25 protein-coding genes and 1 tRNA gene are annotated in these 25,022 nt (G+C 66.0%); 7 read left to right on the top strand and 19 right to left on the bottom strand.

Translation table 11 applies throughout. The annotated features are described in order from the left end of the window. Nucleotides 1-90: 90 nt before the first annotated feature. The 5 genes from J7I85_RS17285 to gcvH all read right to left on the bottom strand — a co-directional run bounded on the left by J7I85_RS17285 (nucleotide 91) and on the right by gcvH (nucleotide 3,191). Nucleotides 91-687: a MerR family transcriptional regulator gene (locus tag J7I85_RS17285; RefSeq protein ID WP_214854049.1), complete on the bottom strand. Its 597-nt coding sequence runs from the start codon at nucleotides 685-687 to the stop codon at nucleotides 91-93. Nucleotides 688-940: 253 nt separating this feature from the next. Next, nucleotides 941-1,444, bottom strand: coding sequence for a bifunctional nuclease family protein (locus tag J7I85_RS17280; RefSeq protein ID WP_076798054.1), 504 nt, complete (start codon nucleotides 1,442-1,444; stop codon nucleotides 941-943). Next, nucleotides 1,444-2,160 carry a MerR family transcriptional regulator gene (locus J7I85_RS17275; RefSeq protein WP_214854046.1) on the bottom strand — a complete coding sequence of 239 codons (717 nt, stop codon included), beginning with the start codon at nucleotides 2,158-2,160 and terminating at the stop codon, nucleotides 1,444-1,446. The genes J7I85_RS17280 and J7I85_RS17275 overlap by 1 nt, the downstream gene beginning before the upstream one ends. 22 nt (nucleotides 2,161-2,182) lie before the next feature. Continuing rightward, entirely contained in the window at nucleotides 2,183-2,659 is a 477-nt protein-coding gene (locus J7I85_RS17270) for an FHA domain-containing protein (RefSeq protein ID WP_214854043.1), read from the bottom strand. Between the two features lie 145 nt (nucleotides 2,660-2,804). Beyond that, entirely contained in the window at nucleotides 2,805-3,191 is a 387-nt protein-coding gene (gcvH, locus tag J7I85_RS17265; RefSeq protein ID WP_214854040.1) for a glycine cleavage system protein GcvH, read from the bottom strand. Nucleotides 3,192-3,344: 153 nt separating this feature from the next. On the opposite strand from gcvH, the gene J7I85_RS17260 reads away from it, so the two are divergent. Further along, a complete protein-coding gene (locus J7I85_RS17260) occupies nucleotides 3,345-4,217 on the top strand; it encodes an Fpg/Nei family DNA glycosylase (RefSeq protein WP_214854037.1) in 873 nt (290 codons plus the stop codon). A gap of 85 nt (nucleotides 4,218-4,302) precedes the next feature. Here the strand turns inward: J7I85_RS17260 and J7I85_RS17255 are convergent. The 10 genes from J7I85_RS17255 to J7I85_RS17210 all read right to left on the bottom strand — a co-directional run bounded on the left by J7I85_RS17255 (nucleotide 4,303) and on the right by J7I85_RS17210 (nucleotide 13,909). Continuing rightward, a tRNA-Pro gene (locus J7I85_RS17255) sits at nucleotides 4,303-4,376 on the bottom strand. Nucleotides 4,377-4,515: 139 nt separating this feature from the next. Beyond that, nucleotides 4,516-6,066, bottom strand: coding sequence for a ribosome biogenesis GTPase Der (der, locus tag J7I85_RS17250; RefSeq protein ID WP_214854035.1), 1,551 nt, complete (start codon nucleotides 6,064-6,066; stop codon nucleotides 4,516-4,518). A 10-nt stretch (nucleotides 6,067-6,076) separates the two neighbouring features. Beyond that, a complete protein-coding gene (locus J7I85_RS17245; protein WP_214854157.1) occupies nucleotides 6,077-6,760 on the bottom strand; it encodes a 1-acyl-sn-glycerol-3-phosphate acyltransferase in 684 nt (227 codons plus the stop codon). A gap of 58 nt (nucleotides 6,761-6,818) precedes the next feature. Next, nucleotides 6,819-7,532, bottom strand: a complete 714-nt coding sequence (cmk, locus tag J7I85_RS17240; protein WP_214854033.1) for a (d)CMP kinase — start codon at nucleotides 7,530-7,532, stop codon at nucleotides 6,819-6,821. Continuing rightward, nucleotides 7,532-8,641, bottom strand: a complete 1,110-nt coding sequence (locus J7I85_RS17235; protein ID WP_214854031.1) for a prephenate dehydrogenase — start codon at nucleotides 8,639-8,641, stop codon at nucleotides 7,532-7,534. The genes cmk and J7I85_RS17235 overlap by 1 nt, the downstream gene beginning before the upstream one ends. 3 nt (nucleotides 8,642-8,644) lie before the next feature. Next, nucleotides 8,645-9,853: a pseudouridine synthase gene (locus J7I85_RS17230; protein WP_214854029.1), complete on the bottom strand. Its 1,209-nt coding sequence runs from the start codon at nucleotides 9,851-9,853 to the stop codon at nucleotides 8,645-8,647. A 106-nt stretch (nucleotides 9,854-9,959) separates the two neighbouring features. Beyond that, nucleotides 9,960-10,589, bottom strand: coding sequence for an SMC-Scp complex subunit ScpB (locus J7I85_RS17225; protein ID WP_214854027.1), 630 nt, complete (start codon nucleotides 10,587-10,589; stop codon nucleotides 9,960-9,962). Next, complete coding sequence (locus J7I85_RS17220) at nucleotides 10,586-11,425, bottom strand: ScpA family protein (protein WP_214854025.1); 840 nt, start codon at nucleotides 11,423-11,425, stop codon at nucleotides 10,586-10,588. The genes J7I85_RS17225 and J7I85_RS17220 overlap by 4 nt, the downstream gene beginning before the upstream one ends. Before the next feature lie 5 nt (nucleotides 11,426-11,430). Next, entirely contained in the window at nucleotides 11,431-12,330 is a 900-nt protein-coding gene (locus J7I85_RS17215) for a ParA family protein (protein WP_214854023.1), read from the bottom strand. Nucleotides 12,331-12,568: 238 nt separating this feature from the next. Beyond that, nucleotides 12,569-13,909 carry a cation:dicarboxylate symporter family transporter gene (locus J7I85_RS17210; protein WP_214854021.1) on the bottom strand — a complete coding sequence of 447 codons (1,341 nt, stop codon included), beginning with the start codon at nucleotides 13,907-13,909 and terminating at the stop codon, nucleotides 12,569-12,571. A gap of 140 nt (nucleotides 13,910-14,049) precedes the next feature. Here J7I85_RS17210 and J7I85_RS17205 point away from each other — a divergent pair, with 140 nt between their 5' ends. Both J7I85_RS17205 and J7I85_RS17200 read left to right on the top strand, forming a co-directional pair. Next, on the top strand, nucleotides 14,050-15,786 hold the full coding sequence (locus J7I85_RS17205) for a sensor histidine kinase (RefSeq protein WP_214854018.1): 1,737 nt from the start codon (nucleotides 14,050-14,052) through the stop codon (nucleotides 15,784-15,786). Beyond that, entirely contained in the window at nucleotides 15,783-16,496 is a 714-nt protein-coding gene (locus J7I85_RS17200; protein WP_214854016.1) for a response regulator, read from the top strand. The genes J7I85_RS17205 and J7I85_RS17200 overlap by 4 nt, the downstream gene beginning before the upstream one ends. Nucleotides 16,497-17,457: 961 nt before the next feature. Here J7I85_RS17200 and J7I85_RS25960 read toward each other — a convergent pair. After that, nucleotides 17,458-18,246, bottom strand: coding sequence for a DUF222 domain-containing protein (locus tag J7I85_RS25960; protein WP_374102487.1), 789 nt, complete (start codon nucleotides 18,244-18,246; stop codon nucleotides 17,458-17,460). A 287-nt stretch (nucleotides 18,247-18,533) separates the two neighbouring features. Here J7I85_RS25960 and J7I85_RS17190 point away from each other — a divergent pair, with 287 nt between their 5' ends. From J7I85_RS17190 to J7I85_RS17175, 4 genes are all read left to right on the top strand, one after another. Then, nucleotides 18,534-19,190: a GntR family transcriptional regulator gene (locus tag J7I85_RS17190; protein WP_214854014.1), complete on the top strand. Its 657-nt coding sequence runs from the start codon at nucleotides 18,534-18,536 to the stop codon at nucleotides 19,188-19,190. Then, a complete protein-coding gene (locus tag J7I85_RS17185; RefSeq protein ID WP_214854012.1) occupies nucleotides 19,183-20,703 on the top strand; it encodes an MmgE/PrpD family protein in 1,521 nt (506 codons plus the stop codon). Before J7I85_RS17190 ends, J7I85_RS17185 begins: the two co-directional genes overlap by 8 nt. After that, entirely contained in the window at nucleotides 20,704-21,609 is a 906-nt protein-coding gene (gene prpB, locus J7I85_RS17180; protein ID WP_214854010.1) for a methylisocitrate lyase, read from the top strand. It abuts the gene before it with no gap. Nucleotides 21,610-21,679: 70 nt separating this feature from the next. Further along, a complete protein-coding gene (locus J7I85_RS17175; RefSeq protein WP_214854008.1) occupies nucleotides 21,680-22,831 on the top strand; it encodes a bifunctional 2-methylcitrate synthase/citrate synthase in 1,152 nt (383 codons plus the stop codon). A 77-nt stretch (nucleotides 22,832-22,908) separates the two neighbouring features. Here J7I85_RS17175 and J7I85_RS17170 read toward each other — a convergent pair whose 3' ends face one another. From J7I85_RS17170 to J7I85_RS17160, 3 genes are all read right to left on the bottom strand, one after another. Beyond that, nucleotides 22,909-23,871: a hypothetical protein gene (locus J7I85_RS17170; protein ID WP_214854006.1), complete on the bottom strand. Its 963-nt coding sequence runs from the start codon at nucleotides 23,869-23,871 to the stop codon at nucleotides 22,909-22,911. 1 nt (nucleotide 23,872) lies between these two features. Further along, nucleotides 23,873-24,427 (bottom strand): RNA polymerase sigma factor, encoded by a 555-nt coding sequence (locus J7I85_RS17165; RefSeq protein WP_214854003.1) that lies wholly within the window; start codon nucleotides 24,425-24,427, stop codon nucleotides 23,873-23,875. A 73-nt stretch (nucleotides 24,428-24,500) separates the two neighbouring features. Beyond that, entirely contained in the window at nucleotides 24,501-24,992 is a 492-nt protein-coding gene (locus J7I85_RS17160) for an 8-oxo-dGTP diphosphatase (protein WP_214854000.1), read from the bottom strand. Between the last annotated feature and the right edge of the window lie 30 nt (nucleotides 24,993-25,022).

Raw genomic sequence — 25,022 nt, 5'->3', positions numbered from 1 at the left:
CCGGCTGAAACAGAAGCTCCCGCTCCAAACGCGGAAGGCCGCCTCCCCGACGGGAGGCGGCCTTCTGCGTAAATCTTATGGCTGGCGCCGCTAGCCGATCTTGCGGGTCGCGCGGCGCTTGCTGAGTTCGTCGTCCGGGAATGTCTGTTCGCCGGCATGCTCGCTGGGCAGCGAGGCGAGGCTTCCCTCGACTTCGCGCCACACACGGCCCACGGCGATGCCGAACACGCCCTGACCGCCCTGCACGAGATCGATGACCTCGTCCGCGGAAGTGCATTCGTAGACGCTGGCGCCATCGCTCATGAGGGTGATCTGGGCCAGGTCCTCGACACCGCGTTCACGCAGGTGCTCCACAGCGCTGCGGATCTGCTGCAGCGATACGCCGGTGTCCAGCAGCCGCTTGACCACCTTCAGGACCAGGATGTCACGGAAACCGTAGAGCCGCTGGGAGCCGGAGCCGGCCGCGCCGCGGACTGCAGGCTCCACGAGGCCGGTGCGGGCCCAGTAGTCGAGCTGCCGGTACGTGATGCCGGCGGCTTTACAAGCCGTGGGCCCGCGGTAGCCGGCGTCCTCATCCAGAACCGGGAGGTCCTCAGTGAAGAGAAGGCCCTGAGCACCGCTTGCGGGCACGGCAACGCCGGCCGTCGAGGGCTGCTTCAGCTCGCCTGCTTCGCCTTTCGGACTCACGTGGATCCTCCTTGTCATGAGCTCCCCTGGGGAAGTTGCCGCAACAGCTGCTACGCGCATGAAGTCCGGATGAAATTCACGCTTGTAATTCGGCCGCAGTAGCACTTTCCAGTGTGACTTGCGCCGCTGTCGTATGCAATGGGAACTTGGTACCTTCGACGTTAGGCCTGCCATGGCCCAAGGTCAAAGACGTTCGCATGATTAGTAGGGCGTGTCGAAAGTTTCAGCCTTAACTTTAACCTTAACGTTACCTTTAGCCGTCGAAATCCTCGGGCTCGACGTCGTCAAGGAACTCCCGGAACCTGCGCAGCTCGCGCTCTTCCTCCACGGTGGGGCCGGGCTCCGTGTCCTCCCCCTCGTCGTGCTCGGTGATGCGCACGCCGGCCTCGTCCATGACGGAGTCAGCGCACCAGATCCTGCATTTGGCGCGCAGCGCGATGGCCAGGGCGTCGGACGCCCTGGAGCTCACAGTGGCGCCGTTGTCGAACTGGAGCTGGCCGTAGAAGATGTTGTCCTCCACGGCCACGATGTTCACGCTGACCACGGAATGGCCAAGCGTCTCCACGACGTCCACAAGCAGGTCGTGCGTCATGGGCCGTGGCGGCACCACGCCCTGCTGTGCCAGCGCGATGGCGCTTGCCTCGGGAGTCCCGATCCAGATGGGAACGTGCCGTTCTCCGTGCATCTCGCGGAGCAGGACCAGGGGCTGGTTTGAAGGCAGTTCGATGCGGACGCCCACAATCTCGACTTCGATCATCAGATTTCCATCCGCGAGATACGGTCCTGGACAAGGGCCCGGTGCAGGGTAAGGCAGAGGTCGCTGATTTCCCTGGCGGCTTCCGCAGCGCGGGCCTGTGACGCAGCGTCCCTGCGCGAGGTCAGGGTGGCCACAGCGCGTTCCACAAGTCCGAACTCGCGCTCCGCGGCAGCCTGGAAGGGGCGGAGGTGCCGGGGCTCCAGGCCGTGGCTCTCCAGCTGGACGCAGGCGCGGGCCACTTGGAGGGCGTGCTCGTCGAATTTGCCGTCGGTGTGCCCAATGAGGCCGAAGCTGAGGAGGGACTGCAGAAGCGGCACGCTGGCCCCCGACTCCGCGCGAAGCTGCTCCTCGCTGAGCCTGCGCGACTTGTTCTGCAGTTCCGCGGCGAGCTCGTCCGAGACGATCCGCGGGGACACGGTAACCCCGGGCGGGAGGTTCTCGGGCCGCTCGCCCCGGTCGATGGCGTCAAGGTAGTCCTTGATGACCTTGAGAGGCAGATACTGGTCGCGCTGAAGCGACAGGACGAAGCGCAGCCGTTCGACGTCGCTGTCCGAGTACTGCCGGTAGCCCGCGGGTGTACGCCGGGGGTTGATGAGCCCTTTTTCCTCAAGGAACCTGATTTTTGACGCCGTCATGCTCGGAAAGTCGTCGCTCAACTGAGCGAGCACTTCCCCGATGTTCAGGACCAGTGGTCCCCGGCGCTCCGGTTGTGCCATTGCCACAGGCAGCCGCTCCGAATCAGACGCGTCCTGCTGCGCGGGCAGGGCTCAGGTAGAAGGTGAGGCGGAACTTGCCAATCTGGACTTCGTTTCCGGACCTCAGTTCCACGCTGTCCACGCGGTCATGGTTGACATAGGTGCCGTTCAGGCTTCCGGTGTCCACCACCTCGAAGCTCCGCGAAGTGCGCCGGAACTCGACGTGGCGGCGGGAGACCGTCACGTCGTCGAGGAAAATGTCAGCATCCGGGTGCCGCCCGGCTGTGGTGACATCGGAGTCAAGGAGGAAACGGGCACCCGAGTTCGGCCCGCTGTGGGCCACGAGCAGGGCGGAGCCGGAGGGCAGTGCCTCGACTGCAGAGCGTTCCTCCGGGGAGAGCTTGGGTACGATCGTCGGCTCGTCATGAACCGGGGTGAGGTTGATCGAGGTGGTTTCCGAAGCCCTGCCCGCACCTGTGCCGTAATCGCCGCTGGTGTGGTTCTGTTCGCCGCCAACCATGGATTCCTCCTCATTCGTTGCAGATGTCCCCCTGCAATCAACGCGTACCGTCCGGAACTGCCTGGCAACTCCGATATGCCGCCCGCCGTCCGGCCGCAGGACTCCATGGCTGGAGTCCGGTGGCCGGCAGCGGGACCGGTTAGCTTTAGCCTACCTGTTGTTCGTACTCGGATGCACTGAGCAGGGAATCCACTGCATCAGGTTCGGCCAGCTTGACTTCAATGAGCCAGCCATCCCCGTAGGGATCAGAGTTGATGAGCGCGGAGTCGCCGTCGAGTGCCTCGTTGCGGGCCACGATCTCGCCAGAGACAGGCGCATAAATATCGCTGACGCTCTTGGTGGACTCAACCTCGCCGACGACGTCGTTTGCCTTAACGGTGGTGCCAACTTCGGGCATCTGGGCGTAGACGACATCCCCGAGGGCGTCCTGGGCGAAGTCGGTGATCCCCACACGGACCACACCATCGGCATTCGGTGCGGACACCCATTCGTGTTCGGCGGTGTAGGACAGATCAGAGGGAATGTTGCTCATCAGGGGCCTTTCATCGGGTCAATCACCAATGTCAACGGAGGCGTAGGGAACAGCCACCGGTTGAAAGTATATGCACAACTCCCTGGCCGCCGGATGAGCCATTAGGCCCGCGGGAACCGCCCAATCCGGCATCCCGTGTGGCAAAGTGGTGCCATGCCGGAACTACCCGAGGTGGCCGCACTGAGCTCGTTCCTCGACACACGGCTGCGAGGCGCGGTGCTGGAGAAGCTGCAGATTCTGTCCGTCGCGGTCCTCAAGACGGCGGACCCGCCCTACACAGCGCTGGCGGGCCGAGTTATCACCGGAGTGGAACGGTTCGGGAAGTTCGTCAGCATTGACGCGGACGGCCTGTATTTCGTCTTCCATCTCGCCAGGGCGGGCTGGGTCCGTTACACCGAAAAGCCCTCGCCCGATCCGCTCCGGCCCGGCAAGGGTCCCATCGCGGCCCGGCTGCACCTTGCCGGCGGCGACGGCGGGAAGTTGGGCATCGACCTGACCGAGGCCGGCACCAAGAAGGGCCTGGCAATCTACGTGGTGTCAAAGCCCGGCGACGTTCCCGGCATCGCAGACCTCGGGCCGGATCCGCTGGCCCCGGCCTTCAGCCGGGAGATGTTCGCCGAGATCCTCGCCGGGCACGCGCACCAGATCAAGGGCGTGCTGCGGAGCCAGAGTGTCATTGCCGGAATCGGAAACGCGTACAGCGACGAAATCCTGCATGCAGCGAGAGTTTCCCCGTTCGCCATGGCCAATTCCCTGGAGCCGGCGAAGGTCGAAATCCTGTTCGACGCCATCCACACCGTCCTGGGAGCCGCAGTGGCCCAGGCCCAGGGGAAGGCGCCCGCGGACCTCAAGGATGCTAAACGGAGCGGCATGAATGTGCATGGCCGCGCCGGCCAGCCCTGCCCGGTATGCGGGGACACGGTCCGGGAGGTCTCCTTCGCGGATACTGCACTGCAGTATTGCCCAACCTGTCAGACCAACGGCAAGGTCCTGGCCGACCGCAGAACGTCCCGCTTCCTCAAGTAGCACGTGCTGTTCCAAAAAAGAGCGCAGCATTCCGGGCAACAGAAAACCCCGCCAACCCTGTTGGGTTGGCGGGGTTTTTTTGCGGTCGGGCTGACAGGATTTGAACCTGCGACCCCTTGACCCCCAGTCAAGTGCGCTACCAAGCTGCGCTACAGCCCGTCAGTTCCGCCGTTCTCCGCCAGATGAATCTTCCGAAGAATTTCACCTAAGCAGTCCGGCCGAACCACCTAGAAGAGCTTACACGATTCCGGCGGCTGCCAGTGACACTTTCCGGTATTCGCCGCCCGGTGTGTCGTAATTAACGCTTCTTGCCGCGCTTTTCCCGCACACGCATGTTGACTTCGATGGGCGTTCCCTCGAAGCCAAAGGTTTCCCGCAGGCGGCGGGTGATGAACCGGCGGTAGCCCGGGTCCAGGAATCCCGTGGTGAACAGGACGAACTTCGGCGGCCGGCTGGAGGCCTGCGTGCCGAAAAGGATGCGGGGCTGCTTGCCGCCGCGGACCGGGTGCGGGTGCGCCGCCACCAGCTCGCCCAGGAAGGCGTTGAGCCGTCCGGTCGGAATGCGCCTGTCCCAGTTTTCCAGCGCCAGCTCCAGGGCCGGCACCAGGCGGTCCTTGTGCCAGCCCGTCTTGGCGGAGATGTTGACGCGCGGCGCCCACTCCACGTGCGCCAGGTCCTGCTCGATCTCGCGTTCCAGGTAACGGCGCCGTTCGTCGTCCAGAAGATCCCACTTGTTGAAAGCGAGCACCAGGGCACGCCCCGACTCAATGGCCAGCTGCAGGATGCGGACGTCCTGCTCGCTGAGCACCTCATCAACAGCCAGAAGAACGACGGCGACCTCCGCCTTTTCCAGCGCACTCTGGGTCCGGAGCGAGGCGTAGAAATCGGCGCCCTGCGCCATGTGCTGGCGCCGGCGGATGCCGGCGGTATCCACGAAACGCCAGGTTTGGCCGCCGAGCTCGATGAATTCATCAACGGGGTCGCGCGTGGTGCCGGCAGTGTTGTCCACCACCACACGCTCGGAGCCGGCCAGCTTGTTCAGGAGGGAGGACTTGCCGACGTTGGGGCGTCCGATCAGGGCGATCCGGCGCGGGCCGCCGGAGCGTTCGACGCCCTCAACGGTGGAGAACTCCGGCAGGGTGTCCATGACGTGGTCCAGCAGGTCGGCGACGCCACGGCCGTGCAGCGCGGAAACGGGGTACGGCTCGCCGAAGCCCAGGCCCCACAGGACTGCGGAGTCGGCTTCCTGCACAAAGTCGTCCACCTTGTTGGCCACGAGGATGACAGGCTTCTTGCTCCGCCGGAGCATCTTCACGACGGCCTCGTCGGTGGCGGTTGCGCCCACTGCCGAGTCGACGACGAACAGCACTGCGTCAGCCAGCTCCACTGCCATTTCGGCCTGCTCCGCCACCCGGGCATGGATGCCGCGGGCATCGTGTTCCCAGCCGCCGGTGTCAACCAGCGTGAAGTTCCGCCCGTTCCAGTTCGCCGAGTACATCACGCGGTCGCGCGTCACGCCCGGGGTGTCCTCCACGACCGCCTCGCGGCGGCCCAGGATGCGGTTGACGAGGGTGGACTTGCCAACGTTCGGGCGGCCGATGATGGCGAGCACGGGGTCCAGCTTGAGCGGGCCCTCAAGCTCATCCTCGTCGTGCAGGCCGCTGAGGAGTGCGGCGTCTTCCTCGTCGAGTTCGTAATCGTCCAGTCCGGCGCGGAGGGAGGCGGCGCGAAGCTCCGCCTCGTCGTCGTCCATGGCCGCCAGATGTTCAGCCACCTGGTCTGTGCCCGTGGGCGTGTATTCGTCTTCGCCGGCGCCGGAGTGGCCGGAAGTTTGAGTCGTATCGCTCATTGCGCTTTCCTTAGTGGTGGTCTGCCGGCGGTCCGGCTACTGCGGTGGAACGTTGGTGCGGATGATCCGCGGAGGGCAATGACATCCCGCTGTGCCGGACAGTGTTCCGGACGTGCGCGGCCAGAGTGTCCCGGATTTCCGTGGCCGCCCTGTCCATTGAAGCACGCCCGGTTTCATCCGGATTCCGGTCGAACGCGAGAGGCTTGCCAAAGCTGACGTGCAGCCTGCGGCCCGGTTTCGGGATGCTGTCCAGGTGCTCGCCGCCCTGCCGTGTGCCCAGGATGGCCACCGGCACCACGACGGCATCCGAATTCAGGGCGAGCCAAGCCACCCCGTTGCTGATGCCCGTTGCCGTGCCGCTCCCCCGGGTCCCTTCGGGCAGGATGCCGATGCAGCGGCCGGCGTCGAGCACGTCCTTGCTGAGCTGCAGGACCGAGCGGTCCCCCGCCCGGTCAACCGGAAGCTGGCCCGAGGCCCTCAGCACGCGGCCGAGGAAGCCCTTGAACATCTCCTTCTTAACGAGGATGTGCATGGGCCGGGGCGAGGCGCCGAACATGACGGGTCCGTCGAGGAAACTGACGTGGTTGCCTGCGAAAATCACCGGTCCCGCGGCCGGAACGTTGGTGTGCCCGGTGACGGATGTGCGGTAGACAGCGTTGTTCAGGAACCGGCCGACGGGCCGGCTCCACGCCATGGTCCAGGCGCCGGGAACGACAGTCCCCGGCAGCCCGGTCCGGGGCTTCCTGGCGGAATCACTCATGGTTGATGACCTTTGTGACGATGCGCAGCGCGGCAACCACGGTTTCCTCGAAATCCAGTTCGGACGAATCCAGCGTCACCACGCCGTCCGCCGCCTGGGTGAAGTTCACCACGGTGGAGTCCTTCGCGTCCCGCTGGGTCACCTGGGCGGCCAGTTGCTCAGCGCTTTGGGTCCCGCCGAGCTGGATCCCGCGGCGGCGAAGCCGGGCTTCCTCGCTGGCGGTCAGGAGCATGCGCACCTGTGCACCGGGCACGACGACAGTGGTGATGTCCCGGCCCTCCACCACCATGCGGCGGTTGTGCTTTTCGATCAGGGCGCGCTGGCGGCGGATGAGTTCGGTCCGGGCACCGAGCGTGGTGGCGACGGCGCTGACGGCCGAGGAGATGCCCGGTTCCCTGATGGCGTCGGTGACGTCGGCGCCGTCGACCCGCACAAACTCGGTGAGTGGGCTGGTGCTGATGTCCAGCGGCAGTTCTTCGGCTGCCAGTTCGACGGCGGCGGCATCGGCAAGGTCCGTTCCGCGGTCCAGGCAGTACCAGGTGAGGGCCCGGTACATGGCGCCGGTGTCCAGGTAGGCGAGGTTGAGGCGGCGTGCCACTTCCTTGCTGACGCTGGACTTCCCCGAGCCTGATGGCCCGTCGATGGCCACAACCAGCGGTCGGCCCAGCCGGAGGGCAGGCAAAGTGTCGATCAGTTCCTGTGTCATTACTGAAGTACCCGCCATCCACGGTCGCTAAGTGCTTCTACAAGTAGGTCATGCGCGCTCGGCAGCACCGAGATCTCCACCATGCCCACGTTCTGTCCGGAGGAGTGGTCCAGCCGCAGGTCTTCGAGGTTGACGCCGATCTCACCGATCTCGGTCAGGAGCCTGGCGATCTGGCCGGGCCGGTCATCGACAAGCACTGTGAGCCAGGAATAGGCCTGCGGAGGTCCGCCGTGTTTACCCGGAATCCTGGCCTGCCCGGCATTGCCTTCGCTCATCAGCTGGGCCAGGTCAAGACGGGCCCCGGCGGCCGCGGGGTCTTCCAGTGTCCCGATCAGCCGGTTGAGGTCTTCGCGCACACCGTAAAGGATGTCCACCACCTTTCGGGCATTCGCCCCCAGGATCTGGACCCACAGCGTGGGGTCGCTGGCTGCGATGCGGGTGGTGTCGCGGAGCCCGTTCCCGGCGAGGGAAAGGGCATGCATCGGAGTGTCCTGCAGCCGGCTGGCCAGCAGCGAGGACATCACCTGCGGCAGGTGGGAGACCAGGGCCACGGCCCCGTCATGTTCCTCGGCCGTGAACTGCGAAACGAGGCCACCCAGGTCGGTGGCCAGCGCCCGCGCAGCCTGGACCGCCCCGGCCGAGGATTCCTCGGTCGGGCACATGACCCACGGCATGGAGGTGAAAAGCTCGCCCCGGGCGGCGACGGGCCCGGACTTTTCGCGTCCTGCCATGGGATGGGTGCCCACGTAGCGGCTCAGGTCCGCGCCGCGGCTCCGCAGGTCATGCAGGATCGCTGCCTTGACGCTGGCGATGTCGACGACGGTGGCGTCCGGGAAGTCTGCCAGCGCGCGTTCCACAACGTCCGCGGTCACGTCCGGCGGCGACGCGACGACAACGAGTTCAGGACGTTCGTCACGCATGGCAGCCAACGGGAGGCCGGCGCCGATGTCGACGGCGACTGCCTGGTTGGTCGGCGACGGATCGGACAGGTACACGGCAACGCCGCGGCCGCGCAGGCCGAGGCCGATGCTGGTGCCGAGCAGGCCCGTGCCAATAACGACGATCGGGCCGTTCAGGTGTCCCCGGCCGTGCGTACGGAATGCCGACATCCCTTACAGCCCCACGGATGCCAGCAGGTGGCCGACTTCCTGCTTGCCGAGGTTGCGGATGCTTCCCTGGCGCTGGTCGCCCAGGCCGATGGGGCCGACCTTGACGCGCACCAAGCGCAATACCGGGAAACCGACGGCGTCGAACAGGCGCCGGACAATGCGGTTCTTGCCGGAGTGCAGCACCACTTCGATCAGGACATGGCCCGGGGTCGAGTCGACCAGGCGGAAGGAGTCGACCGACGCGAAGCCGTCCTCGAGTTCGATGCCGTCCTTGAGCTGTGCGCCGATGCCCTGCGGGAAGGGCCCGCGGACCTGGACCAGGTACGTCTTGGGAACCTCGTAGGACGGGTGCGTCAGGCGGTTGGCCAGCTCGCCGTCGTTGGTCAGCAGCAGCAGGCCCTCGGTGGCGACGTCCAGGCGGCCGACGTGGAAGAGTCGCTCGCCATGGGTGTTGCGGACGAAATCGCTGATGCAGGGACGCCCGTCCGGGTCCTCCATGGTGGACACGACGCCCTTGGGCTTGTTGAAGACCATGTACACGAGCGACTCATCCAGCTGGATGCGGAGGCCGTCCACGTGAATAACGGATGTCTTGGGATCGACGCGCACACCGAGTTCGGTGACTACCTGGCCGTCGACCTCCACGCGGCCTTCGGCAATCATCTCTTCGCAGACGCGCCGCGAAGCCACTCCGGCCTGGGCCATGACCTTCTGCAGGCGGACGCCGTCGGCGTCGTGCAGTTCGGACTGCGGCACGGGGCCACTGGGGCCGCGCTTGCGCGAAGGCTTGCGGACGGCGCCGAGGCTCTGGCCGAACCGTTCGCCGCCGAACGCGCGCGTACCGAAGGTCTTGGCCGCAGCGGAACGCGGCTTGGGCTTGAGCGCGCCAGGAGTGCCGGGCGTCTTTCCGGCCCCGGGCTTGCGTGCTCCGGGCTTCCGGGCTGCCGGCTTGGCGCCGGACTTCCAGTCGCCTGCGGCAGGCCGGCCCGTCTGAGCGGCGGGCGATTCGTCGGGATCGACAAAACGCTCTTCCCGCGGCTTGGGTGCCTTGTACGGGCGGTCGCCGCCCTTGGAGAAGTCCCGCTGGCCGGCGCCGAATCCGCCGCCCCGCGGGCTGGGGGCACCGCGACCTGCGCTGCCCGCTGAATTGCGTTCCGGACCTTTACGTCCTGAACTGTTACGTGGTGAACCCTGGCGTCCCGCCTGTGTCATGACCCGTCCTCTGTGATTTTGACCGGCAAAGGTTGTCCAAAGACAACACTAGCCAGCCGTGCAGATTAAATCTGCCCTGGTAAAAACTGCTTCGCAGGCGTGCCGCCTACATTCTTCCGGCGTCGTAGAACTCTTCAATTCCTTCAAGCCCCGGAAGGTGCGGTGAAAGCTGAGGCAACTCAGCCACCGAGCCGATTCCCATGCGTTCAAGGAAATACGACGTCGTGCGGTACAGGACAGCGCCCGATTCCGGATCTGTTCCGCCATCCTCGATCAAGCCGCGCTGGGTCAGCGTCCGCACAACAGAGTCAACGTTGACTCCACGAATTGCAGACACCCTTGCCCTGGATACCGGTTGCCGGTAGGCGATGACGGCAAGTGTCTCGAGCGCCGCCTGGGTCAGCCTGGCTGTCTGCCCCTCCAGGACGAAAGTACCGACGACGTCGGCGAATTCAGCCCGCGAGTAGATGCGCCAGCCGCCGGCGACATTCCGCAATTCAAAACCCCGGGGGCTGGAAGGGACTTCATGCTCAGGTCCATTACTGCCAGTTTCCATATCCGGGGCTTTAACAGTATAGCCGTCATAGTCGCGCTGCAGATCCAGCAGCAGCGCCTCGACGGCAGCCACCGTCAGGTTCAGTCCTGCGGCAAGGTCGGTGGCAGAGGTGGGCTCGTCCAGCACCATCAGCACCGCCTCAAGCGCGGCGCGTTCCCGGCCCGCAACTGGATCCGTCATTGCTGCTCCTCGTATTCCTCGCTCAGGTGCTCCCCGGTCCATCCGGTGCCCGCCGCGGTCCAGCGCACAGTCAGGTCTCCCAGCGGCGCCACCTGGTCGAAGGCCACCACCTGGTCCCTGAACAGCTCCAGCAGAGCCAGGAAGCGTGCCACCACAACCAGCGTGGATTCGGCGTCGGCTATCAGTGCGCGGAATGTCAGGGGCCGGCCGTCCTGCAGCCGCAGGCCGATCAGCTCAGCCTGTTCGCGGACGCTCACCGTGCTGCCGTGCAGGTGGGCCACTCCGACCTCCGTCGGGGCCGGGGCCTTTGGCTTGAGCGCTGCCTCGGCCAGTGCCGCGAACTGTGCGGGGCTGTGCTTCCAGACGAGTTCCGGCAGCATCGCTGCGAAGTGTTCCTCGAGGGCCACCTGCCGCGGATAGCGCCGGGACTCCAGTTCCAACGTGGCGTCCATCAGCGCGGCAACCTTTTTGAAGGCCTTGTACTGCAGCAGCCGGGCAAAGAGCAGGTCACGTGCCTCGAGAAGGGCGATGTCGTCGTCGTCCTCCACTTCACCAGCGGGCAGCAGGCGCGCTGCCTTCAGGTCCAGAAGCGTGGCCGCGATGACGAGGAACTCACTGGCCTCATCAAGGGCCCACTCCTCCCCCAGCTCCTGGAGGTTCCGGATGTACCGGATGAACTCGTCGGTCACCGTGGCAAGAGCCACCTCGGTGATGTCCAGCTGGTGTTTGGAGATCAGCCCCAGCAGGAGGTCGAAGGGGCCGCTGAAGTTGGCCAGGCGTACTTCGAAGCCGGACCGCCTGGCCTCGGCGGGGGGCGTTGCCGGCTCTGCGGTCATCCCGGCTAGGGCGCGCCGCCGCGCGAAATCAGTTCCTTGGCGAGGCGGCGGTAGGCGTCGGCACCCACATGGTTTCCGGCGTAGCTCGTGATGGGTTCGGCGGCCACGGTGGCGTCGGCGAACTTGATGGAACGCTTGATGACGGTTTCGAAGACCTTGTCCCCGAAGGCTTCCACCAGGCGGCTGATGACTTCCCGGCTGTGCAGCGTGCGGGCGTCGTACATCGTGGCCAGCACGCCGTCCACCTGCAGCCGCGGGTTGAGCCGGTCCTGGACCTTGTCGATGGTTTCGACCAGCAGGGCCACCGCGCGCAGGGCGAAGAATTCGCAGATCAGCGGAATGATCACGCCGTGGGCCGCGGTCAGGGCGTTGACGGTGAGCAGGCCGAGGGAAGGCTGGCAGTCGATGAGCACGACGTCATAATCGTCCTCGACCTTCTTCAGGGCCCGGTCGAGGACCTGTTCGCGGGCGACCTCGTTGACCAGCTGCACTTCCGCTGCGGAGAGGTCGATGTTGGCGGGCAGCAGGTCCACGTTTTCCACCCCGGTCTGGTGGATGGCGTCCCGGATGTCCACCTTGCGGTCCATCAGGACGTTGTAAACGGTCAGGTCCAGTTCGTGAGGGTTGATCCCGAGCCCGGCGGAGAGGGCGCCCTGCGGGTCGAAATCCACCAGGAGCACGCGGCGGCCGTATTCGGCGAGCGCTGCGGCGAGGTTAATGGTGGAGGTGGTCTTCCCCACCCCGCCTTTCTGGTTGACCATGGCTATGACGCGGGCCGGTCCATGGGAGGACAGCGGCGCGGGCTCCGGAAATTCGCGGTGGGGGCGGCCTGTGGGACCCATGACGGCGTCTTCCAGGTCGAGTTCCGTGCCTTCCAGAGTTGCTGAACCCTGTTCGCTGCTCACGTATCAATCCACACTTTCGATGACGGTGATTTTTCTGCCGCTGTCTGCCAGCGCCCCTGCTTCTTCCACCCCAAGGCTACAGCGCCCGACACGGCATTCCGTGGACCTTGACTTTTGGTGGCGTTTGAGCCTTTACCTTGTACCTGAGGTCGAAGGTTACTGCGCCGGCAGCAATGAAACCGCCCGCACAGCGGGGCCTGTGCGGGCGGTTTCACTTTGGCTGTACTGGCGCCGGGCCTTAGGCCTTGGCAGGTACGGCTTTCTCGGGGATTTCGGCCAGGCCGTGGTGGTGGGCGACCATGGTCTGCTCGTCGAAGGGCTCTTCGCCGGACAGGACACGCTCCACCTGGCCGCCGTCGATCTCCTTGACCCAGGTGCCGATCAGGACGGTGGCTACCGCGTTGCCGGTGAAGTTGGTCAGGGCGCGGGCCTCTGACATAAAGCGGTCGATGCCTACGATCATGCCCACGCCGCCAAGCAGCTGGGGTGCGTGGGCCTGGAGGCCGGCCGCAAGGGTGGCCAGGCCGGCACCGGTGACACCGGCGGCGCCCTTGGAGGCGATGATCATGAAGATCAGCAGGGAAATCTGGGCGCCCAGGTCCAGCGGGGTGCCCATGGCGTTGGCCACGAACAGCGACGCCATGGTCAGGTAGATGGCTGTTCCGTCGAGGTTGAAGGAGTAGCCGGTGGGAACCGTGACGCCGACAACCGGCTTGGAGACACCCAGGTGTTCCAGCTTGGCGATGAGGCGGGGCAGTGCGGCTTCGGAAGATGAGGTGGAGAAGATCAGCAGGTATTCCCGGGCCAGGTACTTCATGAGCCTAAAGATGTTGACGCCTGCCACGACCTGCAGCAGTCCGCCCAGGATCACGACGATGAACAGTGCACAGGTGATGTAGAAGGCGATCATGAGGGTGAACATGCTCACGATTGCCTGGAAGCCCGTGGCACCGACGACGGCGGCGATCGCACCGAAGGCGCCGACCGGGGCAAGCCACATGATCATGATCAGGATGCGGAAGACCAGAGCCTGGCCATGTCCGATCGCTTTGAGGATGGGAGCGCCCTGGGGGCCCATCCTCTGCAGGGCGAAGCCGACCAGGATGGCAGCGAGGAGGGTGGGGAGCACCGGAATGTCGCCGGGAATGATGCCAAGCAGGAAGTCGACGGTGCTGTCAGTAGCCGCCTTCTTGTTGGGGTCGTATGGCGTCAGATTAAGCCCTTCGCCGGGGTGGATGAGGTTACCCACCACCAGGCCGATGGCCAGTGCGAACGTGGACATAATGACGAAGTAGCCCAGGGCCAGTCCGCCGACTTTACCAACGGTGGCAGCCTTGGCGATTGAACCGATACCCAGCACGATCGTGCAGAAAATGATGGGGGCGATCATCATCTTGATCAGCTTGATGAAACCGTCACCCAGCGGTTTCAGTGACTTGCCGACCTCCGGGAACAGCAGCCCTACCAGAGCGCCCAGAATAACGGCCGCGATGACGGCCATGTAAAGGTAGTGGGATTTGTCCAGCCCTTTGCGCCCGGCTTTGGCCGGTGCAGCCGACTCTCCTCGTTGAGAAGCCATGATGTGTCTCCTTATGGATAATCTGGAAGACGCTACGGCACAGCCTCTGGGCTCTTCGCGTCGGTCCTTTGTGATTTCCATCATTCGCCACGGAGTGACTTGGCTCACCGTTGCGTTCATATTGGTCATGGGAGGTGTTGATGATCCACCGCTGGAGCATCGCGAGGCGGCTGTTCGTGGCGAACCTGCTGTTCATGCTGGCTCTCACGGCCATCGTCGGGACGGCAGTCTTTGTGGACGCCAGGGACCATGCCTACGAAGAGGCCGGCCGCCGTATGGGGGTCCTGGCAACGTCCATCGCCGATAACCCCCTGGTTCTGCAGGCCGCCGGCGCCGGGAACCCCTCGGCGCAGCTGCAGCCATACGCGCTGAGGGTCATGGCCGACTCCGGAGCCGATTTCATCACCATCATGGCGCCGGACCGGACGAGGTGGACGCACCCGCTGGACGAGGAGCTTGGCCGTCCCTACATCGGTTCAATCGAGGAGGCCCTCAAGGGCCGTGTGTTCACGGAGATCACTGCAGGCACGCTCGGGCCGTCCGTGCGGACGATCGCCCCGGTCAAGGATGCCCGGGGTACGGTTCGTGCGCTCGTGGCGGCCGGTGTGACCGTTAATACGGTGGACGTGGCGGTCTCCGGCAGGCTGCCGGCACTGCTGGCCGTATCCGGCTTCCTGCTTGCGGGCGGATCGCTCGCGTCGTGGTTTCTTGGCCGCTACCTGCGGCGGGTGACGAGGGGGTGGGGTCCCGAGCAGCTGGCCCAGCTCTTTGCCTACTACGAATCAGTGCTCCACTCGGTCAGGGAAGGCGTTGTACTGATTGACCCGGCCGGAAGGGTGGTCATCTACAACGACCAGGCGGCCGAACTGCTGGGACTGGAACCGCGGGAAGCGGAGGACGACCACGCGGACACGCCGCTGCTCGCCGACCTGCCCCTCGCCCCCAGCCTGAAGGAACTCTTTGAGTCGGGGCGCACGGCCCACGACGAAATCCACCTCACCCGTGACGGTGTCCTGGTGGTTAACCAGCGGCCGGCAGTGGGGCCAGGATCCTCCGCCGGACGGCAGCGGGGCCCGCTGTTCGGCACCGTTGCCACCATCCGCGACCGCACGGAAATCGAATCCCTGGGCACCGAGCTTGAGAGCATGCGGACACTTTCCGATGCCCTCCGTGCGCAGACCCACGAGCACGCAAACCGCCTGCATACCATGGTCTCCCTGCTGGAGCTGGGCCGGACTGATGAGGCCCTCGACTTTGCTACGAAGGACCTCGAGCTAAGCCAGCAACTGACGGACGACATGGTCAATACAGTCCAGGAGCCGGTGCTTAGCGCACTGGTCATGGGCAAGGCAGCCGAGGCCCACGAGCGCGGCGTCGAGCTGGTGGTCGAGGCGTCCGGGCCGGCCCTCAGCGGAGAGTTGGCCGTACAGGACCTGGTCACCGTCCTAGGCAATCTGCTGGACAATGCCATCGACGCTGCCGGCGACGCCCCCGCACCAAGGCGGGTGGAGCTGCTGGTGGACACAGCGGGCGGCGGCCTGGACATCACAGTGCAGGATTCCGGCAAAGGCATTGACCCAACAGCTGTGGACGACGTGTTCCGCTACGGTTTCAGCACCAAGACGGCCGGGCCCTTCGGGCGGGGCCTCGGCCTTGCACTGGTGAAACAGGCCGTCCAGCGCCTGGCCGGTACCATGAGCATCAGCAACTCGAGCACCGGCGGGGCACGCTTCCACATCGCGCTTCCGGCCACGATCGCTTCGGACACATTGCTCCCAGACACATTGGTCCCAGACACTTTTCCACCCAGCACCCCGCCGTCAAACACATTCCCGTCAAGCACGGCCGCATCGAGCCCCCCGGAGGAGCACGCGTGACAGACATCCGAGTCCTCGTCGTCGAGGACGAGCCCGTAGCGGCTGCGGCACACGCCGCGTACGTGGGCAGGGTGGACGGCTTCACGCTGGCCGGAACGGCCCCGGACGGACAGTCGGCGCTCCGGATGCTCACCGAATTCTCCGCCGCTGGCAGCCCGGTGGAGCTGGTGCTGCTGGACATGAACCTGCCGGACCTGCATGGCCTCGACATCGCCCGGCGGATGCGCTCCGCCGGGCACTTCGCCGACATCATCGCGATCACAGCCGTTCGGGAACTGGCCATTGTCCGCAGCGCCGTCTCCATCGGCGTCGTGCAGTACCTCATCAAGCCGTTCACCTACGCAACGTTCGCGGACAAGCTGGAGAGTTACCGGCAGTTCCGTGAGCAGCTGGCAGGACCGGCGGCGGGACGGGCGAAGGCAGCCGCATCGCAGAGCGACGTGGACCAGGCCTTCGCCAGCCTGCGGGCGCCGTCCGAGCTGCCGCTGCCGAAGGGCCTGGCCCCTTCAACGCTCGACGCCGTCCGCGACTTCATGAAGGAACAGCCCGGGGCCGTCTCGGCCACCGAAGTCATGACGGCCTTGGGGATGTCGAGGGTCACCGCGCGGCGCTACCTCGAGTACCTTGCCGACGCCGGAACGGTCTCGCGCACGGCACGGTACGGGGCTCCGGGCCGCCCTGAGAACGAGTACCGCTGGTCCCGCGCCTGATCACTGACGGGCAGGGTGGGTTTTGCAGCCCTTCGGCAATCCGACGCTTACGCACCCGAGTAAAGAACAGGCACCGGAACCGAGATCCGTCCTCAGGCGGCCGCGGGTGAGGACCAGTAAGGCCAGGGATCCAAAGGCAGCGGTGGATCCAGGTCGTCGGGTCTGTCCGGCGGCTCCAGCCAGTCTTGCGGCTCCGGCCAATCCTGCGGGTCCGACCAATCCTGGCCGGGTGCTGGTTCGGGCCAGTTCTGGCCGGGTGGCCGTTCTTGCCAGTCCGGCGGTTCCGGCCAGTCCGCGACGTGTGGTGGTTCCGGCCAGCTGGGTGGTTGCCAGTCCTGGTATTCGGCCGGGTAGGACCTTCCCGAGGGTGAGACCCAGCCCGGTGGGGCGTCCCGGGTGGCACCGACCGGTCTCCACGCTGTGGTGTGTTTCAGGCGGTGGTGTTTCGGGCAGGGCTGGCCAAGATTGGCGACGCCGGTCCCGCCGCCGTCGGACCAGACCAGGATGTGATCGGCGTCGTTGTCCAGGGAGTGGTTGTTGCAGCTCGGGAACGTGCACCGCGCGTCACGGAGCCGCAGCCACTGGCGCATCGGCTTCGTCAGCCGGTAGCTGGTCCGTCCGATTTCCAGAGGTGCACCGTCCCGCGGGTCGGTCAACACCCGCAGGAACGACGTCCCGCCGCCGGCGACGAGCCGGCGGGCCATGGACGGTGGAATCGGCCCGTGACCATCCAGCGTGGCCGGTTCCTCGGTCAGACCGAGCAGCGAAAACACCGGAACGGTGACCAGGACTTGCGCCGCCGGGGACGGCACACCACCGGCTGGCACCTCACCGGCCGGGACGGAGCCTGCGGGGACCGCGGCTGCGGGCAGGGACCCTACGGCCGGGCCCTCAGCCGCGCTGTCGACCCCGGAGCCCGCCGTGAGCAGCCATGTGGCGGCGGCATCGACCCGCAACTGGGTCAGGGTCCGCGATTCTGTCGGGCCCTGCATGGCGCGGGCGGCGGTGGTGCGGTCCCAGATCCCGGCAACCTGATCCGCCGGCAGGTAGGCGGAGAGCCAGCCATGCCGTCCCGGTCCGGGACGTATTCCAGCCACCGGTCCTTCGCACTGTTACGGTGCCGGGTTTCGATGCTGACCGGGTGGTGCCGTTCCCGCCAATACCGGACCTTGGCCCGAAACCTCGCCGGCGTCAGCTCCCCGGCCGCGCAACCCCGGGCAGCCCCTGGCGCGTCCGGGTCCAGGAAATGCACCTCAAAAGCCGCGGCCGCTCCGGGTTCCAGTCCATCCGTTTCGTCGCACATGATGCGCCCGTGCTGCCAGGAGATTGTTCCTGAGCCCAGCGCGGCCAGCGTCAACGGCAAATCCGTGCTCAGCCTGGAGGATTCCTCCAGAAACCGTGCCGCCGCCCCTTCACTCACGGTCAGCGCGCCAGCCACCTCCGCGGTCAGGGACATCTGCCGGACGGATTGTTCCTGCACAGACGCGTCGGGCGTCGCCATCGCCACTTCGGCAGCAGCGAATCCGGCGCCGAGGTGCACCTTCACGGCCGCTAGGCGGGCCTCCATCCCGGCCGCCTCGGCCAGGCCGTTCAGGCAGGCGTCCGCTATCTGCTGCAGGGGATTCGACTGATCCGCCAACGGATCCACGCCCGCCAGACGCGGCTCAGCCGTCCTGCGCAGCTCGGCAGCCAGCGCCGCGGCAGAGGCACTAATAGCCTCCAACGCCTCCACCGCAGCTGTGCTTTCCACACCCACAGCATGACAGCGGGGTATGACAAAAACACCGGCCATGGGACACCTTCTCATGCAACACCCGCCTGCCGTCCCAAGCACTGCGGGTCACGCGATGCCGGCCCGCGATTCCAGAAACCGGCGAGACAGGAGGCCCCTCGGCGAGCACGGCTCGCCTTTAGCCAACATGGTCGGCCATGTATACACAAGGCCAGATTTTAGAGGTGGCGTCCGCGGAATCGCTAGTCAAACGCTCCAGCCCGTGTATACACTCAGATTGAATCGAAACGACGGAAGGAGGCGGGATGCGTGCCAGTGACAGGGCCTATGCGGCACTGCGCGAAGACATTATCGAGTGGCGCCTCCTCCCCGGCACGGTACTCGCCGAGGTCGAGCAGTCCGCCCGGCTGGGAATCTCCCGGACGCCACTTCGCGAGGCCCTGAGCCGCCTCACGGCGGAAGGACTGACGAAGGCGGGCGGCCGCGGCGTCGTCGTCACCGATATCTCACTGGACGACATTGACGAGCTGTTCGAGCTCCGCGAAACCCTCGAGGGCAAGGCTGCCGCGCTGGCGGCGCAGCGCGGCGATGCCGCCATTTTCCGCGGACTGCGGGAAGAACTGCTGGACGCACCCGCCCTGCTCAACTCCCCGGACCCCGCCCGGCACGACTATTACGAGCTCGTCGGCCGCCTGGACGCCGCCATCGATGCGGCCATCTCCAACTCCTACCTGGGGCAGGCCATGCGGAGCCTGCGCGTCCATCTGGTCCGGGTCCGCAGGCTGGCGGCCGACGACCACGCCCGGCTCACAGCCGCCGCAGCTGAACATGCCGCCATCGCCGAGGCGATTGCGGCCGGCAACCCCCGGCTTGCCGAGGCCGCGACCACAGTCCACCTGCACCGCAGTCTTTCCCACGTCAAAGCCGTCCACACATCCGTCCAGAAGGAGCCCCATGGTTAAGGAACACCACGTCCGCGTCTACAAGAGCGAGGAAAACCTCGCCCGCGAGGACCAGCTCGCCCACAAGATCGCCGTCGTCGCCGCCGACACGGTAGAGGTCACCGCCGACGTCACGGACATGGTCATCAACCGGATCATCGACAACGCCTCGGTGGCCATCGCCTCGCTGAACCGCGCCCCCATCGTCGCGGCCCGGGCCCAGGCCCTCACGCACGGCCCGTCCAACGGCGGCAAAGGGGCCAAAGTCTTCGGCATCGGCGAGCGTGTCTCCCCGGAGTGGGCAGCGTGGGCCAACGGCGTGGCGGTCCGCGAACTGGATTACCACGACACCTTCCTCGCCGCGGACTACTCGCATCCGGGCGACAACATTCCGCCGATCCTGGCTGTCGCCCAGCACGTTGGCTCCAGCGGCCACGAGCTGATCCGCGGCATCGCCACCGGCTATGAGATCCAGGTGAACCTGGTGAAGGCGATCTGCCTGCACAAGCACAAGATCGACCACGTGGCCCACCTTGGCCCCTCCGCCGCGGCGGGCATCGGCACCCTGCTGGGGCTGGACGTGGAAACCATCTTCCAGTCCGTGGGCCAGGCGCTGCACACCACCACGGCCACCCGCCAGTCCCGCAAGGGCGAGATCTCCACGTGGAAGGCGCACGCACCGGCCTTCGCCGGCAAGATGGCCGTCGAGGCGGTGGACAGGTCCATGCGCGGACAGACCTCCCCGGTGCCGATCTACGAAGGAGAGGACGGCGTCATCGCCTGGCTGCTGGACGGCCCGGACGCCTCCTACGAGGTCCCGCTGCCCGAAGCCGGCGAGGCCAAGCGCGCCATCCTGGACACCTACACCAAGGAACACTCGGCCGAGTACCAGGCCCAGGCCTGGATTGACCTCGCCCGCAAGCTGAACAGGGAGCACCCCGAGGCGACCGATCCCGCCAACGTGAAGTCCGTCCTGATCAAGACGAGCCACCACACCCACTACGTGATCGGCTCCGGCGCCAACGACCCCCAGAAGTACAGCCCCGCCGCCAGCCGGGAAACCCTGGACCACTCCATTCCGTACATTTTCACCGTCGCGCTGCAGGACGGCGCGTGGCACCACGTCGATTCCTACTCCCCCGAACGCGCCGCCCGCGCGGACACCGTGGAGCTGTGGCAAAAGGTGTCCACGGTGGAGGATCCGGAGTGGACCCGCCGCTACCACTCCCTGGACATCAGCGAAAAGGCCTTTGGCGGTTCGGTGGAAATCACGCTCACCGATGGCACAGTCATCCGGGATGAGATCGCCGTGGCCGACGCGCACCCCCTCGGTGCCAAACCGTTCACCCGCGAGCAGTACGTGAACAAGTTCCGCACGCTGGCTGCCGGGCTGGTGACGGAGGACGAAATCGAGAGGTTCCTTGCCGCCGTCGAACGCCTCCCGGAACTGGCGGCAGGCGAACTGGACCAGCTCAACATCGCGGCGGCGCCTGGCGTCATCGATTTCAGCGCCGCGCCCAAGGGGCTGTTCTAGATGCTGTACTCCGCCGCCACCCCGGAGCAGAAGCGGCTCCGCTTCCGTGAACTGCTGGCTTCCGGAACCATCGCCCAGTTCCCCGGAGCGTTCAACCCGCTCTCCGCCCGGCTAATCGAGGAAAAGGGTTTTGCCGGGGTGTACATCTCCGGCGCCGTGCTCGCGAATGATCTTGGCCTGCCGGACATCGGCCTGACCACGCTCACCGAGGTGGCTACCCGGGCAGGACAGATCGCCCGGATGACCGACCTGCCCTGCATAGTGGACGCTGACACCGGTTTCGGCGAGCCCATGAACGTGGCCCGCAGCGTGCAGGAACTGGAAAACGCCGGGCTCGCGGGCTGCCACATCGAGGACCAGTTCAACCCGAAACGCTGCGGCCACCTCGACGGCAAGAACGTCGTGGACCTGGACACCGCCACCAAGCGGATTCGCGCCGCGGCGGATGCGCGGCGGGACCCGAACTTCCTGATCATGGCACGCACCGACATCCGTGCGGTGGAAGGTCTGGAAGCAGCGAAGGACCGGGCCAGGGCCCTCGTCGAGGCCGGCGCCGACGCTATCTTCCCGGAAGCCATGGCGGACCTGGCGGAGTTCCAGGCCATCCGCGACGCCGTGGACGTGCCGATTTTGGCCAACATGACCGAGTTCGGCAAAAGCGACCTCTTCACCGTGGACCAGCTGCAGGCTGTGGGCGTGAACATGGTGATTTATCCGGTGACCCTACTCCGTAGTGCCATGGGGGCCGCTGAGCGTACGCTGGACTCAATTAAGGCTGACGGAACGCAGGAATCGCAGGTAGGGACCATGCTGACGCGCGCGCGGCTGTACGACCTGGTGGATTACGAGGCCTACAACCGCTTTGACACCGGCGTCTTCAACTTCCGGATCCCCGGAACCGACTGACGCCCAAATCCCCGCAGGACCACCGGCCTTTCCGGCCGGTAATCGGACGCAAGGAACAAAGGAGTTCAGCATGGCTGAAGAAGAGATCAAGAAGGGCCTCGATGGCGTCGTGGTGGACTACACCGCGGTATCGAAGGTCAATCCCGACACGAACTCACTGCTGTACCGCGGCTACCCCGTCCAGGAGCTCGCCGCCAGGTGCAGCTTCGAAGAGGTCGCTTACCTCCTGTGGAACGGCGAGCTGCCGTCTTCCGGCGAGCTGGCTGACTTCACGGCCCGCGAGCGCGCCGGACGGCCGCTGGATCCCGTGGTCAAGCAGGTGATTGATGCCCTGCCGACGACGGCGCACCCCATGGATGTCTGCCGCACCGCGGCATCGGTGATGGGCGCCCGCCACACTCTCGCGGAGGATTCCTCCCGGGAGGCCAACATGGCCAAGGCCCTGGACCTGTTTGCCGCGATGCCGGCCGTGGTGGCGTACGACCAGCGGCGCCGCCACGCGGCCGGGCGCCCCGTTGATCCGGTGGAGCCGCGGGATGACCTGGGGTACTCGGCCAATTTCCTGTGGATGACCTTCGGCGAGGAGTCCGTCGCCGAGGTGGTGGAGGCCTTCAACGTCTCCATGATTCTTTACGCGGAGCACTCCTTCAACGCCTCCACCTTCGCCGGGCGCGTCATCATGTCCACGCTATCCGACCTCCATTCGGCGGTGACCGGCGCCATTGGTGCTCTCAAGGGGCCGCTGCACGGCGGAGCCAACGAGGCCGTGATGCACACCTTCGACGAGATTGGCATCCGGCCCGAGGAGTCCCTCGAGGAAGCCGCCGATCGCGCCAAGGCATGGATGGAAAACGCCCTGGCCGAGAAAAAGAAGGTCATGGGTTTCGGCCACCGGGTCTACAAGCACGGCGACTCGCGCGTGCCCACCATGAAGGCCGCACTCGACAAGATGATCGCCCACTACGGCCGGCCCGAACTGCTGGGCCTGTACAACGGGCTCGAATCGGCCATGGACGAGGCCAAGGGCATCAAACCGAACCTCGACTACCCGGCCGGCCCCACGTACCACCTCATGGGCTTCGATACGAACATGTTCACCCCGCTGTTCGTGGCCAGCCGGATCACGGGCTGGACCGCCCACTTCATGGAGCAGTTGAACGCGAACTCGCTCATCCGCCCGCTGAGCGCCTACAACGGTCCGGACGAACGGCACGTGCCGTAGCCCCTCACCTGTAACGCGTACGACGCCGGGCCGGTCACCTTTCGGGGTGGCCGGCCCTGCGTCCTTGACCGCGGGTCTCAGGAGGCAGCGGGCTGCAGCGCCAGGGAGACCAGCATGCGCTTGACGTCCTTGTACTCCTGCGTGCCCGTATAGGCCTTCGCAGCGGCAACGGAATCAAATGTCAGCGGAGCGTCCCTTCCGTCCGCAGTGAGCCAAACAGTGTCGCCAAATTGTGCGATGGGAACGTTGTCCGGGCCGAGAATGCCGTTGTACAGGCCACATGTCGTGGTCTGCGGCGCCAAATCTCCGTCAGCCAGGGCAACGGATCCGTAGACCTTGTCACCCTGGATCACGCGGAAGACGAAGGCGGACGGGCCTTGAGGGTGTTCCCTGAGCTTGGCCGCCTTCTGCGGAACGTCCACGATCACCGAGTCGAGGGTCTGGTAGGGCTTCGGGTCCGGGCACACCGGGCCACCCGTGACGTCGTAGACCAATCGCAACGTGGCCACGGTCTTGCCGGCGGCATTCTTCACCTCGACGATGTTGTAGGAACCGCCCGCGATTGTCTGCGGCGATTGGGACACGGTCCACCCCAGCGGGTGTTCAAAGGTGGCCTGGCCGGTGGCGTCCGTGAAGGCGGTCCACGAAGCTGCGGCGGCAGTGGGTGTCGGCGTCGGCGTTGCTGTCGCCGACTGTGTTGCGGAGGGCGTAGCCGTCGGCGTTGGCGTGGCCGGCCCCGCCGTTTCGGACCCGGACGGCACCACGGTGCCCGCCGGAGCGGGAGCCGATACCAGCGGTCCGAGGTTCGTCGCCACCAGCACGCCGGCGGTCACCGCCGCTGCAGCCAGGGTCAGCACACCGGCCACGCGCGCCCGCCGCCGTTTCCGGTCCTCGAACTGCAAGACATTCGGCGGCAGGCTGTCCGTGAACATCGGGGCCCCGGTGGTGACCCGCCGCAGGGCCTCGTCGGCGTCGGGCACGGCGGCAGGATCGTTGCGGATCGGGTCAGACCCGGAAATCAGGTTTTTGATCGGATCCATCTCATGCACCCATCTTCTGTGTGAGCGAGTTGTGTCTGCCCGCGCTCTTTTTGCCCGAGTTCTGTCTCCCCGACCCTGCGGGCACCGGCATTTGCTTGCGGAAGGCGGCCCTGGCACGGTGCAGGCGGACCTTGGCAGCAGCTTTGCTGCACTGCAGGACGCTAGCAATCTCCGCCACGCTCAATTCGTCCCAGTAGGCCAATTGCAGGATGTCGCGCTCAATGTCGCGCAGCGCGGCCATGGCGTCGTGGACCACCAGGTCCTCGGACTCCGCGCCGGAGCGGAGCTCGGCGGACGCCCGGAGCTTTGCCTGCAGCGCCACGAGGCGGTCGCGGCTCCGGTAGGCATTTCCGATCAGGTTCCGCGCCACGGTCAAAAGCCATGCGATGTCCGAGTGCGGCTGGTCGTGCCATTTTTGCCATACGACGCGGAACACGTCGGCGGCGAGCTCTTCAGCGAGCTCCGGCGATTCCACCCGCCGCCGCACGTACCTGTAAACCCGCGGATAGCTGTCCCTGTGAACGGCGATGAACGCCAGTTCGCGTTCCGAATCCACATCTCCCCCAAAGTAAGAAGTAGTGTCCTGACCTGGCAGGCTAACCGTATAGTTTCCGCCAGGGAACGGGCGGTTACACGGCCCGGAAAGAATATTCGGCGGACGCCACGGTCTCATTGTCCTCGTTCAGGGTGATGACGGCATCGACGACGCTCCCGGCCAGCGCCAGGGGCAGCCAGTGCTCCGCATCCTGCCACATGCGCTCCAGCGGAAGGGCGGAAACCAGGAACCACTCCGGAATGATCTCGGAGCTCTCGACGGGCTCACCGGCCCACCGGCGGGTGGTGAACAGGCTGGAGGACATGTTCCAGTCAGGGCGGGCGGGAAAAATGAACTCCACTGTTCCCGCGTCGAACAGGTCCTCCTCGAGGACCACGACGCCGGCTTCCTCCAGCACCTCACGGCACGCCGCCTGGGCATCGGTTTCGCCGGCCTCCACGTGGCCGCCGAGTCCCACAATTTTGCCGGTTCCGAAGCCGGTCCTCTTCAGGCCAAGGAGCACCTCGGGCCCAACCTCCGCGCGTTCCCGTAGCAGGAAGCAGAGGGTGACGGCCACGGAAGTCATGCAGACCAGCCTAGCGTTGCCGGCGCTACC

The sequence above is a fragment of the Arthrobacter sp. ISL-65 genome, assembly GCF_018613795.1.
GTDB lineage: Bacteria > Actinomycetota > Actinomycetes > Actinomycetales > Micrococcaceae > Arthrobacter.
This window is presented reverse-complemented; position numbering and strand designations above follow the sequence as displayed.